Raw genomic sequence first — 15,114 nt, 5'->3', positions numbered from 1 at the left:
TCCAGCCTTGAAGACTTGTTAAAAGTCTTACCCGGTTATCTTCTCTGGTCCACGTTCATGACTGTGTACTTCTCCTGTTCACAGCTGTTCAATATAGTCAGTCTTCCCCATAAGGTTACTCTTAATCACATTAGGACAAACAGAGCCTGCTTATCGTGATGTACTGCTTTTTATATATCTTAGCGAAAAGAACTTCGGCTGACAAGGATTATCCTTACTAGCTTCAATACAAATTTAAAATTGGGCTCTCAATCGGCCTAATACCTTATCCCGGCCTAACAAATAAATCGTTGCATTCAAATCCCGACCATGGGTTTGGCCTGTCAGTGCCACACGAATCGGCATGAACAGCTGTTTGCCCTTGAAGCCTGTTTCTTTCTGCACTTCTTTGATCAAAGCCTGCATGTGGGAGGCAGTAAAGTCAGCGGATGTCTCTACTTTATCAGCAAATGCCCTCAGGACTGCTGGAACCTGCTCTTCCTTCAGAACCGATTCAGCTTCATCTTCAAATTCCACTTCATCCTTGAAGAACAAGGACGCCAGCTCCACAATATCGGATGCAGCAACCATCTGCTCCTGATACAGCGCCACCAGCTCTTCTGCCCAGGCCTGCTTGTCTGCATCAAGCTCACCTGGAAGCAGTCCCGCTTGCTGCAAGTGCGGAATAGCAAGATCCGCGATTCGCTTCGGTTCCGCATTCTTGATATAAGAGTTATTGAGATGAGCCAGCTTATTCGTGTCAAATACCGCAGGAGACTTGGACAGCCGTGACGGATCAAAAATCTTGATCAGCTCATCCTTGCTGAAAATTTCCTCTTCCCCTTCCGGAGACCAGCCGAGCAGTGAGATATAGTTAAACAGTGCTTCCGGCAAATAGCCTAGCTTGTCATATTGCTCAATAAATTGAATAATCGACTCGTCGCGCTTGCTGAGCTTCTTATGATTCTCATTAACAATGAGGGTCATATGACCGAATACCGGCGGTTCCCAGTCAAAAGCTTCATAGATCATCAGCTGGCGAGGTGTATTGGAGATATGGTCTTCCCCACGCAGAACATGTGTGATTTTCATCAAATGATCGTCAAGGGCAACAGCAAAATTGTAAGTAGGTATGCCGTCTTTTTTGACAATAACAAAGTCTCCGGTTTCTTTGGAATTAAAGGAAATCGTCCCTTTAACCATGTCATTAAAGGTGTAAATTTTCTCTTCCGGAACACGGAAACGTACACTTGGCACACGGCCCTCGGCTTCATAAGCCTTGCGTTCATCTTCAGTCAGATTACGATGCTTGCCGGAGTAACGCGGCGTCTCCCCGCGGGACATCTGCTCCTCGCGTTCCTGTTCAAGCTCTTCCTCCGTACAATAACAGAAATAAGCGAGTCCGCGGTCAATCAAGTCCTGCCAGTATTTTTTGTAGATATCGAGACGCTCCGTTTGACGATAAGGGCCGTATTCTCCCCCAACATCAATACTCTCATCCCATTCCATGCCGAGCCATTTCAAATACGTCAGCTGACTCTCTTCTCCGCCTTCAATGTTCCGCTTCGTATCTGTATCTTCTATGCGGATAATAAATTTCCCGCCTTGATTTCTCGCATATAAATAATTGAATAATGCCGTTCTTGCATTTCCGATATGCAAATGTCCTGTCGGACTCGGCGCATAACGCACGCGAACTTCCGCGCTCATAATATCCCCTCCGATTCATTATTTCAAGATGATAGCACAGGTTGGATCAGGCATACAACCGATTGCGCAGCAATGCCCTCGCCCCGTCCTGCAAAGCCAAGCTGCTCTGTAGTCGTCGCTTTTACATTAACTTGAGAGAGCTCTGCACCCAGCGCCTTGGCAATGATCTCTGCCATTTGCGGAATATACGGCGCCATCTTCGGCTTTTGAGCAATGATCGTCGAATCCACATTACCCAGCTGATATCCACGCTCTACAGCAAGCTCCCATACTCGCTCCAGCAGCTTAAGACTATCCGCGTCTTTAAATACCGGATCCGTATCCGGAAAGTGCTTGCCGATATCACCAAGACCCAGAGCACCAAGAATGGCATCACTTATCGCATGCAAAAGCACGTCCGCATCGGAATGTCCCAGCAGTCCTTTTTCATAGGGAATGGTCACTCCCCCAATAATGCATGGTCTGCCCTCCACTAGCTGATGAACGTCAAATCCTTGTCCTACACGGATCATAAGTCTACTCTCCCCTTTTTTGCATAAATACAGCATAATCCAGGTCGTCCGGCGTCGTAATTTTGATATTCGTATAACGGCCCTCTACGACCTTTACCTGCTTCCCAAGCCGTTCAAGCAGCATCGCGTCATCTGTTCCAAGAAACTTCTCTTGCTTAGCCCGCTCATGAGCCTCAAGCAGTGCAGACAGACGAAAAGCCTGTGGTGTTTGGATACTCCACAGACTTCGCCGATCCGGCGTGGACATAATAATGCCTTCTTCATTTACTTGCTTGATCGTATCCTTGACAGGCACTGCAAGCAGCGCAGCCCCATGCTCCATTGCAGCATCCATACAGTTCTCGATAAGCTCGGGTGTCACGAAAGGCCGCACTCCATCATGCACAAGCACATAATCGGAAGTAAGCTCCTTCAAGCCTGCATAGACGGAATCCTGCCTTTCAGACCCTCCTGCAGTAACCCGAACCTGAATCCCAAGGCCAAACCTTTTGATCCACTCTTCACAGCGCGCAACATCTGCAGCTCCTGTTACCACGATCATCTCTTTAATTCGCGACACACGGCTGAACACCTCAAGCGTATGTATAAAGATGGGCTTGTCCTGCAGCAGCAGAAACTGCTTGCTCTCCGCGTAACCCATACGCGTACCTCTGCCTGCTGCCACAATGACGGCTCCCCATGAATTGTCCATGCTCTTAAACCCCTGCCTTGTTCATCTGCTTAAGCATTCAGCTATCGGAACACTCAATCTCCATCATACCGCTTTATTGAGCTTTTTCCAACAGTTTCGGCTTGGCAAAAATCATTCGTCCTGCAGAGGTTTGGAGTACGCTTGTCACAAGCACCTCCATCATCGTACCGATGTATTCTCTCCCACCCTCGACGACAATCATGGTGCCGTCATCCAGGTAGGCTACGCCTTGACCATGCTCCTTGCCGTCCTTGATGATCTGGACCATAATTTCCTCACCTGGCAAAACTACCGGCTTGACTGCATTAGCCAAATCATTAATGTTCAGCACAGATACGCCTTGAAGCTCACATACCTTGTTCAGATTAAAGTCATTGGTTACAACCTTGCCCTGAAGTACCTTGGCAAGCTTAACCAGCTTGCTGTCCACCTCAGATATTTCTTCAAAATCGCCTTCATAGATCAGTACCTTAATCTCCAATTCCTTTTGAATCTTGTTAAGGATATCGAGCCCGCGCCGTCCGCGGTTACGCTTGAGCAGATCCGATGAATCCGCAATATGCTGAAGCTCCTCCAGTACGAATTCAGGGATAACGATGGTTCCTTCGATAAAGCCTGTCTTGCAGATGTCCGCAATCCGGCCATCAATAATGACACTCGTATCCAGTATTTTATGCTCTTCAATCCGTCTGTCTTCACTTATAGCACCGTTATTCCAACGTCCTGAAGTCCAGAACGTCCCTAGGTCCTCTTTCTTCGCAAGACCAAGCCGAAGTCCCATGTAACTGAAGACAAGCATCATCGCCACTTGAAGCAGCTCTCCTGGCTTTCCAAGCCAGTTCAATGACGGATATAGAAGTATAGAGAACAATAATCCAATTCCTAGCCCCAAAGCCCCCGCTGCCAATTCACTCATAGGAACACGAGCGAGCTTCGTTACTCCTTCTTCTACCCTTACATTCACCACAGAACCCAGCGTACTGCATAGTAAAGTAAAGACTGCAATCCCTGCTAGCATCCATAACGCAAGTGCTGTTGTCGTTCCCAGCCTGTCAGCCAGTTCTCTTAACCAAGGGACTGTTAGTCCTACCGAATGATATAACGCATAACCAGACCACGCTCCCATTAGCCCGGTAAATGTTAAGATGACTTTTTTCCACATGTCCCTTCACCTCCTTTGACCATTTCCCTATCCAGTATGAACCAATTAAGTTGGTCCTAATCCTGTAATTCAGGATATTTAAGGAAAATTATCTCTTGGATCTCCCCTCGATCCATAAGTAGGCTAAATAAAGCATTTTACGCTGCTGAGACTTGCGGATAAGTATCGAACTGTAAATCATGGTTGAAAATGGTTTGTGGGGTGGCATATAATAAATTCAACTGAAAACACTGAGGTGAATATAAGGAATGAGCACTTCCAGCCTGCAAACCTTTCAAGACCAAGTATCCGAATTGTTGCTCCGTCACCGTAGTCTCATTGATGTCTTGTCAAAGTTAGGACAAGCCGACGCTTCTGTTAATCGTGCAGTTTCCAAGGCCATTACGGAGTGCGGATGTATTGAACTTCATGCTTCCAAGCAGTCATACACACCTAACGGGAATTTGGAGGACGCTAAATCTTCTGTAGAGACGCATGTACATGGAGATTTATGTGACCATTGCAAAGAGATTGTCGGCTCAGAGCTTGGCCGCAATCTGTTCTATATGTCAGCGCTTTGCAATCTGCTCAATATTCAGCTCGAGGACGTCCTTGAGAATGAAGCCAACAAGTGTTCCACACTAGGCATATTCAACCTATCGTAACGAAATTCAAATTCAAGTAACTCTAGATCAGTTCTGCTAAATATACACAACCTTCTATACACTTCTAATTCGTACTACAATGAATGCAATTCACACCATAAAAAAAGCATTTATCCTCTCCAGTACAATACGAGAGAATAAATGCTTTTTTATTCGAATGAGCATCTCTGCCCTATTTTTCCCTAATAACGATGTGATGTTTCATCTTCCTGGTTCTTATTCCGATTCCGATTGCGTCTGCGGTGAATGTATCGTTGTACACTATGGGACAGGCCGTATACGGCATACAACACTAAAGGAATAAATACAAACATAGATAATTGCTCAGAGAACAAAAATGCAAGTGCAATTGAAAACAAAACGACCAATGGAGCGATCCACACCGCTTTTTTGGGGATGCCTACTTTTTTGAAATTTGGATATTTCAGCGAACTAACCATGAGCAAGGATAATAGCAGTGTAGCAACCATCATAAACGGTGCAGAAATATCTTTGTTAAATAAGGACAGCAATGCAAGTACTCCACCTGCAGCCGGTATAGGCAGTCCTGTAAAATAACCGGGAATCCCGGGTTTAACATTAAATCGGGCTAACCTCAGAGCACCGCATATCGGAAATACGCTGGTTACGATCCAAGCAATGGCTACCGGAGCTTCCTGAAAAGAAACGGTATACATCAGATAAGCAGGAGCGGCACCAAAGGATACAATATCAGAAAGTGAATCCAGTTCTTTACCGAATTCGCTTTGAGCATTCAGCGCCCTTGCAATCCGGCCATCCAAACCATCAAGGAGCATTGCTATGACCACCATAAAAGCAGCAGTCGTATACTGATCCTCTGAGGCCAGCAAAATGGCAATCATTCCGAGTGATAAATTACCCAAGGTAAATAAATTCGGAATTGATTTTGTTATCATCACGTCACCCCATATGTGCGGCAATAAAAAACACAAATTATAATCAATTCTCAATTATTTATATTTGTCTGTCAATGAACATTTGCTCCTGTAGTCGCTTCAGTCCATCCTTGATCGTACGCGCACGTACTTCTCCGATGCCGTCGACTTCGTCCAATTCTTCAATTGTTGCCATAATGACGTGCGGCAAGTGTTCAAACTCCTCCACCAAATTATGAATAATTACATTTGGCAGTCGAGGAATCTTACTTAGAACACGGTACCCTCTTGGGGCAACTGATTCTTCGGAGGTCGCAGCTGATGCAGGATAGCCGAGCAAACGGACAATATGGTGGGTATCCAGCAGTTCATCATCTGTTGAACGTTTGAGACCACTCACAATCTCTTTGATCTTCTCATCGCTGTCATCCTTGGCATAGTCCTTATACAGAAGCATCGCTTCTTCTTCCGTATTGCTGACAAGCTCCTCCATCTGCATGGAGATAAGCCGCCCTTCATTCCCGAGCTCATTGATGTAGCGCTTGATCTCCATCTTAATTCGAAGAACCATTTCCACACGCTGAATGACATTAACAACCTCAGGTATGGTCACCAGCTCTTCAAATTCGGACGCGCTGAGATTGGTCAAGGATTGATTGAGCACAGCTCTGTATTTCTCAAGCGTTTGTATCGCCTGATTCGCTTTGGTCAGGATTACGCCAATTTCCTTCAATGCATACCGCAGTGTACCTTGGTAGAGCGTAATAATATTACGTCTTTGTGATATCGATACGACGAGCTTGCCTGTCTGCTTGGCAACCCTCTCCGCGGTTCTGTGCCGAATTCCTGTTTCAGAAGAAGAAATGGAAGAATCAGGAATCAACTGCGTATTCGCATACAAAATTCGTTTTAAATCCTCACTTAAGATAATGGCTCCGTCCATCTTGGCCAGCTCATATAGATAGTTTGGAGAGAAATCACAATTGATCGAAAAACCGCCATCCACAACCTCCATTACTTCAGGACTGTAACCAACAACGATAAGCGCACCCGTTTTTGCACGCAACACGTTCTCCAGTCCCTCTCGAAATGGTGTTCCGGGCGAAACCAATCTTAAGAGATTATTCATTTTATCCAATTGGCTCGATTCTTTCATCTTTCAATGCCCCCTAATCTAAAGCAACCGCTAGTGCATCTCCGACGGTGTTTACACCGATAAGTTCTATTCCCTTCGGGTGCTTCCAGCCTTTTAGGCTCTTCTCTGGCATAATCACCCGTTTGAATCCAAGCTTTTGCGCTTCTTTTGCTCTCTGCTCCGCACGAGATACGGCCCGAACCTCACCCGTAAGGCCTACCTCGCCAAACACAACATCATAAGGTTTGGTCGGCATATCCCGGAAGCTAGATGCGACACTGACGGCAACCGCCAGATCAATAGCGGGCTCATCCAGCTTCACCCCTCCGGCAACGTTTATATAAGCATCCTGGTTCTGTAAAAACATGCCCTGACGCTTTTCTAACACGGCGATGATGAGTGCCATACGATTGTAATCAACACCGGTAGCCATACGTCTTGGAGAAGGGAATTGGGTTGCGGATACCAGTGCCTGAAGCTCAACAAGCATTGGACGGGTCCCTTCCATGCTGGCAGCAACAGTGGAGCCTGCTACCCCAAGCGGTCGTTCGGACAAGAACATCTCGGATGGATTGGCAACCTCGGTTAACCCGATTTCACCCATCTCAAAAATCCCCATCTCATTGGTTGAGCCAAAACGGTTCTTCACCGCACGAAGCAGCCGATACGTATGATGTCTTTCGCCTTCGAAATAGAGCACACAATCCACCATATGCTCAAGCATTCGCGGTCCTGCGATCGCCCCTTCCTTAGTAACATGCCCTACAAGCACGGTCGCAATGCCCTGCCCTTTGGCAATTCGCATAAATCTTGAAGTGCATTCCCTTACCTGAGCCACACTGCCCGGCGCACTCGTAATTTCGGGTAAATACACCGTTTGAATGGAGTCGATCACCAAAAAATGCGGCTCCACCTGTTTGACTGCTTCCTCAATCCGTTCCATATTTGTTTCGCTGAGCACGTACAGCTCAGGAGACAAAGCTTCCAGCCGATCTGCACGCAGCTTCGTCTGCCTTACCGATTCCTCACCGGAAATATACAGCACTCGCAGTCCCGCTGTAGTCATAGCATGAGAGGTTTGCAGGAGCAACGTAGATTTACCGATACCCGGATCTCCGCCGACCAGAACAAGAGAGCCCGGAACGACTCCGCCGCCGAGCACTCGATTCAGTTCCTTAATACCTGTAAGGATGCGGGGCTCCTGGTCACTCTCTATGTTTATGATGGGCTGAGGCTTTTCTTTACTATCAAAAAGGGAAGAACCTCTCCCTTGTGTCTTAACAATACTTTCGGTTTCCTCCACCATGGAGTTCCAGGACTGACACCCCGGACATTTACCGTACCATTTAGGGGCTTCATAGCCGCATTCGGTACAATAAAACTTCGTTTTAACTTTAGCCACTTCACTTCTCCTTATTTTTACACTATTCGATTAAAATCGTCTTTAAGTGCAAATGCCGAATTTACTAAAAAAGGATTTAATAAAAGTTTAACATTGAATGCATTTTGACGTAAAGCATAATTACCAAACTTTACACAGGATGTATTTTCTCCAAGTCAGTTCTTTTTAAATGACTTCTGCCTATCATGCACTTGCCTGAAAAAAAGGGTCCTTATCGCTCACGCGACAAGAACCCTTTCCAACATTTTTAGTTATACGTGTGGCATTGAACAATGAAATCTTAAGTTCATTCTATCCAGATGCAAACAAATTTAAGAAGAACTTGTAGGTGTAGATACACTATCTTTTTTGGTGACCACCAAATTTCCTTCGTCCACATCAATAAGCAGGGAATCACCCTTTATCACATTACCCGTGAGCAGCTCTTCAGAGAGCCGGTCTTCAATATGCTTCTGAATTGCTCTGCGGAGCGGTCTAGCCCCATAAGCAGGATCAAAGCCTTCTTTGGCAAGGAACGACTTCGCTTGATCTGTCAGCTCAAAGTCGACATCATACTCACGCAGACGTTTACGCAGCTCCTCCGCCATCAGGGTAACAATCTCACCGATATGTTTTTCCTCAAGGGAATGGAATACGATGATCTCATCAATCCGGTTAAGGAATTCAGGACGGAAGCTCTTCTTCAGCTCATCCATCACCTTACCCTTCATGTTGTCATAATTCGCACCTGCGTCTACAACGGCCGTAAAGCCCAGCGTAGAATTACGCTTAATGGCATCTGCACCCACGTTCGACGTTAAGATGATGAGTGTGTTGCGGAAATCGACTACACGGCCCTTCGAATCTGTCAGACGACCGTCTTCCAGCACTTGAAGCAGGATGTTGAATACTTCCGGATGGGCTTTTTCAATCTCATCCAGGAGAACAACAGAGTATGGCTTGCGGCGTACTTTTTCAGTCAGCTGACCGCCTTCTTCATAGCCAACATATCCCGGAGGCGCTCCAACCAGTCTGGATGTGGAGTGCTTCTCCATGTATTCGGACATATCAATCCGGATTACGGCATTCTCATCGCCAAACATCGATTCGGCAAGAGCACGAGCGAGCTCTGTCTTACCTACCCCAGTTGGTCCCAGGAAGATGAAGGAGCCCATCGGACGTTTCGGGTCTTTTAGACCTGCACGTGCCCGGCGGATTGCACGGCTGACTGCTTTAACGGCTTCATCCTGCCCGATAACACGCTCGTGCAGAATACCTTCCATGTTCAACAGTCGATCAGTTTCTTCCTGCTTCAGCTTATTGACAGGAATCCCCGTCCAGCTGGCTACGACCTGTGCGATATCTTCAGGCGTTACCTCGGAGTCAGTACGTCCTTGTTTTTCCTTCCACTGATTCTTCGTTACGTCCAGCTCTTCGCGAATCTTCTGCTCTGTATCTCGCAGGGCGGCCGCCTTCTCGAATTCCTGGCTCTGAACAGCTGAATCCTTTTCTTTGCGAATATCATCGAGTCTGTTCTCGAGCTGCTTAAGATTAGGCGGTACCGTATAAGAGTTGAGCCTTACTTTGGAGCCCGCTTCGTCAATCAGGTCAATTGCTTTATCCGGGAGGAACCGGTCAGTAATGTAACGATCAGACAATTTAACTGCCTGTTCAATCGCTTCATCTGTAATTTTCACACGGTGATGCGCTTCATAACGATCTCTCAGGCCGTGCAGGATTTGAATCGCTTCATCCACGGAAGGCTGATCGACATTAATCGGTTGGAAACGGCGCTCAAGCGCAGCATCTTTTTCAATATATTTACGATACTCATCCAGGGTAGTCGCACCAATACATTGCAGTTCTCCACGGGCCAGAGCCGGCTTAAGGATGTTCGATGCATCAATAGCTCCTTCTGCTCCCCCTGCTCCAATCAGCGTATGCAGCTCATCAATGAAGAGAATAATATTTCCTGCTTGGCGGATCTCATCCATAATCTTCTTAAGTCTGTCTTCGAATTCACCACGGTATTTCGTTCCTGCAACGACGGAGCCCATATCAAGGGTCATAACACGTTTGTCACGCAGCGTTTCAGGAATTTCGTTCGCAATAATTTTCTGAGCTAGACCTTCAGCGATCGCTGTTTTACCTACCCCTGGCTCACCAATTAGCACCGGGTTGTTCTTTGTACGGCGGCTCAGCACCTGAATAACACGCTCAATCTCTTTGCTCCGGCCGATCACCGGATCCAGGTTGCCTTCCTTCGCAATGGAAGTAAGGTCGCGTGCAAGGCTGTCCAGTGTTGGTGTGCTAACGTTAGCTTGTGTTCCGTTATGACTGGACACCGCTTCGCTGCTTCCAAGCAATTGAAGCACTTGCTGACGAGCTTTGTTCAGGCTGATGCCCAGGTTGTTCAGCACTCGTGCCGCCACCCCTTCACCTTCACGGATAAGCCCGAGCAAAATATGTTCGGTTCCAACGTAGGTATGGCCCAGTTTACGTGCTTCATCCATCGAAAGTTCAATGACTTTCTTGGCACGTGGTGTATATGCAATGTTCGTAGGCTGCTCTTGACCGCGGCCAATGAGCGTTTCTACTTCATCTTGAATTTTCTCAAGTCCTAGACCCAGACCGATCAGAGCTTTGGCAGCAATGCCCTCGCCTTCTCGAATCAGGCCGAGCAAAATATGTTCGGTACCGATGTTATTATGACCTAAACGAACCGCTTCTTCTTGAGCTAAAGCCAGCACTTTTTGCGCTCGTTCTGTAAATCTTCCAAACATCATAGTTCTTGCACCTCCACAAGTTTAATTGCTTTTATCTCTATCCAGGTTGCCCTGTCACGGACAGCTCTGGCCGACAATAGTCGGTATCATCCCAAGCTGATTACTTATCCTGCCTATTACCTATGACAAGAACAGCACTCAACAGGGTTATTACTGTTATATCCCCAAGAAAGTAAAGCATTCGCTCTAACGGTAAATCCAAATACTTTCTCAGGGCTAATGTTTAAGAACATCTCGAATCATTTGTGCGCGGTAGATGTCTCTCGCATTGGGATCCAAGACTTCTTCACCGAATTTTTTCTGTAGAAAACCGGGCTGAGTCATGACATTCAGTTCATTCATTTGCACAATAGAGGGCTCTTCAATCAACCCAAGGTCAATGCCCAATCGAACATCCGACAAGCGCTGTGCAGCTTCCTTAGAATCCATAATCACCGCATGGGACAGAATCCCGTAAGAGCGCATAACCCGGTCCATAATGCGCTGCTTCGAATCTCGCATCAGTCTCTCGCGTGCATTACGCTCATGACCAATGATCTGAAGAACGACACTATATAAGTTCTCAATAATCTCGGCTTCGGACTGTCCTAATGTAATTTGATTCGATATTTGAAACAGATTCCCTGTCGCTTCGCTGCCTTCCCCATAAATTCCGCGAACAGCGAGACCGACTTGTGATACGGCAGTAAGCACTCGGCTGATTTGCTTCGTCATGACCAGAGCCGGTAAATGCATCATTACGGAAGCTCGGAGACCTGTGCCTACATTGGTAGGACAGCTTGTTAGATAGCCCCTTCTGTCATCAAATGAATAATTGATATGGGCTTCGAACACATCATCAATCGCTGATGCTCTCTTCCATGCCTCCTGCACCTGGAAACCTGGGAATAAACATTGGATACGCAAGTGATCCTCTTCATTCACCATGATGCTAATGGATTCATCTTCACTGAGGATTACAGCTCCGTTTCTCGATTCGTTCGCAAGATCGGGGCTGATCAAATGTTTTTCGACCAGAACTTCTTTATCGAATTGATCCAGTTCATTCAAATTCAGTACATGGAATTCACCAAACTTATGAATCTCCTTAAATCCAAGAACATCAATAATGTTGCGACGCACTTCTCTCGACTGTTCTTCTGTTGCCAGCATTGGAAACGGAAAGCTCTGCACATTACGAGCGACTCTTACCCGGCTACTGATTACAATCTCTGAGTCAGCAGCGGTATTCCGCATCCAATCACTTAGTGGTTTTTCGGTAAACCGGATATCCGACATGGTGCACACCTCCTTACTCTATTACCAAACTTTACTCCTGTGTTATCTCTTTTTCAAGCTCACGAATCTGGTCACGCAATTTAGCGGCCTCTTCAAATTCCTGAAGATTGATCTTCTCCTGCATTTCACGCTTGAATTCATCCACTCTTCGTTTCAGGTGGATTTTCTCCCCTGCGCGTACGGGTACTTTCCCGATATGTGTGGTGTTGCCATGCACGCGTTTCAGAAGCGGATCCAAGCGACTGGAGAAATGATTGTAGCAGGAGCTGCAGCCAAATCGGTTCAGCTTACTGAACTGACTAAACGTCATTCCGCATTGCTCACAGCGAAGTGTCTCCGGAGACGGTGCTCCAGCCGTTTTATATTTGCCTGATTCAAAGTCCATAAGACCAGACAAGAGCCCATGAATGGAAAAACCATTAGAGATACCTGAGATATGGTCACCTTTTTCCTTAGCACAGTTCTCGCAAATATGGAATTCCGTCTTCTCTCCGTTTACTATCTTTGTAAAATGGAGCGTTGCTGCGCGTTCATTACATTGTTGACACATCATAACCGCTTACCTCCTTTGCTTCACTTTCTTGATCATATGAACAATCCTATTCATTTGCCCAAGACCGAGATCAGCATTGCTTTTAGCATTCGAGCGCGAATCTGATCCCGATAGGGAAGTTTAATAAGCAGTACTTCTCGCGATATAGCCGCCTTGACCAAAGCAGCCTCTCTGCGGTTGAGGAATCCGGCCTCTTCCAGCTGATAGATAAGCCCTTCTGCTGCCGTCTGATTAATCTCATCCCCAATATGCTGATGGAAATGCCCGTTTAGAGCAAACTGTGCAGGAAGCTCCACACGCTGAATGCGAATATATCCGCCCCCGCCACGTTTACTTTCCACCAGATAGCCTTTTTCAAGGGTAAACCTTGTACTGATGACGTAATTAATCTGAGACGGTACACAAGAGAACTTATCAGCGAGATCGTTTCTTTGGATCTCAATCATGCCTTCTGAGCTATCCTGCAAAATATTTTTCAGATATTGCTCGATAATATCAGAAATATTGCGCATTCTACATCCCCCAATATATTAGCCCCTTAATAGCTCGAAATCATTACATTAAATTAACACGGATCATCTGTATCTAAGGAAAATCTCCCTACTGAGATCACTACCCATCCTTGAAATTACCCATCTCGGATGGAGTGCGAATCTTTTTCGCATATAAAACTCACATTAGAATTCCCCTGATACATTTATCTGTTTGATCTCTGTTGACTTTGACTTTCTTTGACTTTGTATTCATTATATCACATTATGTAGAATTCTCAAGAGGCGTTCCTTTTTCATTTTTCTCATTTTGACATAAAATATGCGCCTTACGAAAAAAACTCCCCTGAATTGTTCAGGAGAGTTTAAAACTTCAAGTATCTTACCTAAGCCTGAGCTGCCACAAAGTTAAATTAGAAGAAGTCCATAAAAAATGTTCGACCCGCAGGAATCACATGATCAAGCTGGGTTGCTCTAAGCGGGTTCCCTGCTAATCGTTCCATTAAATAAAGTTCTCGTGGCCGCTTGTAGCCCATAAACATCGCTGTAAATGACTGAATGTCCCCAGATACATCCGCAGATAACTTATCATCAGAAGGAAGAGGTTCTATATTGCCGTGTCCATCCTCGCTTACGGTCAGCTGCCAGAATCCCGTATTCCAGGATGCGACAGGATCCTCCACTTGGAGGATCAGGTTCAAGCTATGCTTCGCTTCAAACGGATACTGATCGATAAAAGCTCTCAAATCAACAATACGTGCCATAAAATAAGGAACAAGCTCCTGCTTCACTCTCGGTTCAGGCAGCAAGAAGGGCAGCTCGTCGTCTACGGGTACCATGCTTATCTTAAACTGCTCATTAGGGTGGTTTGCAAAATAAGTCAGCAGCGCACGGCGTGCATTCTCATTCAGATAAACAAACTCATCACATATAAGCTCTTTGTCTTTATTCTCGTAAAGCACATATCCTTGCGCCTCTCCTTCAGGAGAATAGTACACTGCCGTATGTCCATCCTCGTTCAGCACGGAGCGCTTCCACCATGCTTCATCACGGACTAAGGTACCATTATAGCGACTGACAAAAGATTGATACAACCCATCAAGTATAGCGATATCTGTTACATCACGGACAATCTTCCCCTCGTATTCTACTCTTGGGGGGAGCTGGTGAGCTTGAATGAAGTACCTTTTGTATTCCGCAAAGACCTCCCAGCCGTATTTACGATAAAATGGCACCAAAAAAGGGTGTAAGAACGATAGGCTCTGTCCTTGATTTTTCATTTCCTGCAGCGCATGCTTGAGCAATTGGGAGACATGACCCTTTCTACGATTTTCCGGCCAAGTGGCGACCCCCGCAATGCCCCCCATATCAAATATTTTACCATTTACATATACTTTAAAAGGCAATAGCGTCAGCTTCGCTTGCAGCTCTTCATCATCAAACAAGCCCCAGTACTGCTCAGGAACGAAGTGCTGCCTACGCTTTTCCTTCTCATCGGCTGTCAGCTTATACCTAAAAGCATATTCAGATAACTGTGTACTTACATCAAACTCTTCCATTTTCAATTGCCGAATTTCCATGGTCCCACCTCACTATTTTTATTATTTTGTAAGTTAGCACATTTGTAGTCTCTATGTATTTATGAAAGTGAATATAGGGATTCAGTCTAGCAAAAGTGTGTCAGATCTAAATCTAATTGTCAATCTGAAGAGCTCTATATAAGAGGTCATGCAAATAAAAAAGACACTATCGATGAAAATCGATAGTGTCTTATGTGTGCTTGGCGGCGTCCTACTCTCCCAGGACCCTGCGGTCCAAGTACCATCGGCGCTGGAGGGCTTAACGGTCGTGTTCGGGATGGGTACGTGTGGAACCCCTCCGCTATCGCCACCAAAC

The 15,114-nt window shown here is 46.0% G+C and carries 13 protein-coding genes and 1 rRNA gene; 1 reads left to right on the top strand and 13 read right to left on the bottom strand.

Going from position 1 to position 15,114, the window contains the following annotated elements; translation table 11 throughout:
- Positions 1-234: 234 nt before the first annotated feature.
- The 4 genes from gltX to BM415_RS22745 all read right to left on the bottom strand — a co-directional run bounded on the left by gltX (position 235) and on the right by BM415_RS22745 (position 4,054).
- Entirely contained in the window at positions 235-1,689 is a 1,455-nt protein-coding gene (gltX, locus tag BM415_RS22760) for a glutamate--tRNA ligase (RefSeq protein WP_091161571.1), read from the bottom strand.
- Between the two features lie 23 nt (positions 1,690-1,712).
- Positions 1,713-2,201, bottom strand: a complete 489-nt coding sequence (ispF, locus tag BM415_RS22755; RefSeq protein ID WP_047914111.1) for a 2-C-methyl-D-erythritol 2,4-cyclodiphosphate synthase — start codon at positions 2,199-2,201, stop codon at positions 1,713-1,715.
- A gap of 4 nt (positions 2,202-2,205) precedes the next feature.
- A complete protein-coding gene (gene ispD, locus BM415_RS22750; RefSeq protein ID WP_091161570.1) occupies positions 2,206-2,892 on the bottom strand; it encodes a 2-C-methyl-D-erythritol 4-phosphate cytidylyltransferase in 687 nt (228 codons plus the stop codon).
- A gap of 73 nt (positions 2,893-2,965) precedes the next feature.
- On the bottom strand, positions 2,966-4,054 hold the full coding sequence (locus tag BM415_RS22745; RefSeq protein ID WP_091161568.1) for a PIN/TRAM domain-containing protein: 1,089 nt from the start codon (positions 4,052-4,054) through the stop codon (positions 2,966-2,968).
- A gap of 248 nt (positions 4,055-4,302) precedes the next feature.
- On the opposite strand from BM415_RS22745, the gene BM415_RS22740 reads away from it, so the two are divergent.
- Positions 4,303-4,698 carry a nucleoside triphosphate pyrophosphohydrolase family protein gene (locus BM415_RS22740; protein ID WP_091161566.1) on the top strand — a complete coding sequence of 132 codons (396 nt, stop codon included), beginning with the start codon at positions 4,303-4,305 and terminating at the stop codon, positions 4,696-4,698.
- 182 nt (positions 4,699-4,880) lie between these two features.
- On the opposite strand, the gene pssA is transcribed toward BM415_RS22740, so the two are convergent.
- The 9 genes from pssA to rrf form a co-directional block, all read right to left on the bottom strand.
- Complete coding sequence (pssA, locus tag BM415_RS22735) at positions 4,881-5,615, bottom strand: CDP-diacylglycerol--serine O-phosphatidyltransferase (RefSeq protein ID WP_091161565.1); 735 nt, start codon at positions 5,613-5,615, stop codon at positions 4,881-4,883.
- 58 nt (positions 5,616-5,673) lie between these two features.
- A complete protein-coding gene (gene disA, locus BM415_RS22730) occupies positions 5,674-6,750 on the bottom strand; it encodes a DNA integrity scanning diadenylate cyclase DisA (protein WP_091161563.1) in 1,077 nt (358 codons plus the stop codon).
- Between the two features lie 13 nt (positions 6,751-6,763).
- On the bottom strand, positions 6,764-8,131 hold the full coding sequence (gene radA / locus BM415_RS22725; RefSeq protein WP_090727878.1) for a DNA repair protein RadA: 1,368 nt from the start codon (positions 8,129-8,131) through the stop codon (positions 6,764-6,766).
- Positions 8,132-8,442: 311 nt separating this feature from the next.
- Complete coding sequence (gene clpC / locus BM415_RS22720) at positions 8,443-10,896, bottom strand: ATP-dependent protease ATP-binding subunit ClpC (protein WP_091161561.1); 2,454 nt, start codon at positions 10,894-10,896, stop codon at positions 8,443-8,445.
- Between the two features lie 216 nt (positions 10,897-11,112).
- A complete protein-coding gene (locus BM415_RS22715) occupies positions 11,113-12,174 on the bottom strand; it encodes a protein-arginine kinase McsB (protein ID WP_091161559.1) in 1,062 nt (353 codons plus the stop codon).
- 31 nt (positions 12,175-12,205) lie between these two features.
- The gene (locus tag BM415_RS22710; protein WP_091161558.1) at positions 12,206-12,727 is read right to left on the bottom strand and encodes a protein-arginine kinase activator protein McsA; all 522 of its coding nucleotides are present in this window, start codon (positions 12,725-12,727) and stop codon (positions 12,206-12,208) included.
- 50 nt (positions 12,728-12,777) lie between these two features.
- Entirely contained in the window at positions 12,778-13,239 is a 462-nt protein-coding gene (locus BM415_RS22705; protein WP_091161556.1) for a CtsR family transcriptional regulator, read from the bottom strand.
- A gap of 392 nt (positions 13,240-13,631) precedes the next feature.
- Positions 13,632-14,798, bottom strand: coding sequence for a GNAT family N-acetyltransferase (locus tag BM415_RS22700; protein ID WP_091161555.1), 1,167 nt, complete (start codon positions 14,796-14,798; stop codon positions 13,632-13,634).
- Between the two features lie 198 nt (positions 14,799-14,996).
- Positions 14,997-15,113, bottom strand: a 5S ribosomal RNA gene (rrf, locus tag BM415_RS22695).
- Between the last annotated feature and the right edge of the window lies 1 nt (position 15,114).

Source organism: Paenibacillus sp. 453mf (assembly GCF_900116105.1).
In the GTDB taxonomy this organism is placed as follows: Bacteria; Bacillota; Bacilli; order Paenibacillales; family Paenibacillaceae; genus Paenibacillus; species Paenibacillus provencensis.
Note: the sequence above shows the minus strand (reverse complement) of the source record. Positions and strands in the feature narration are given on the sequence as shown.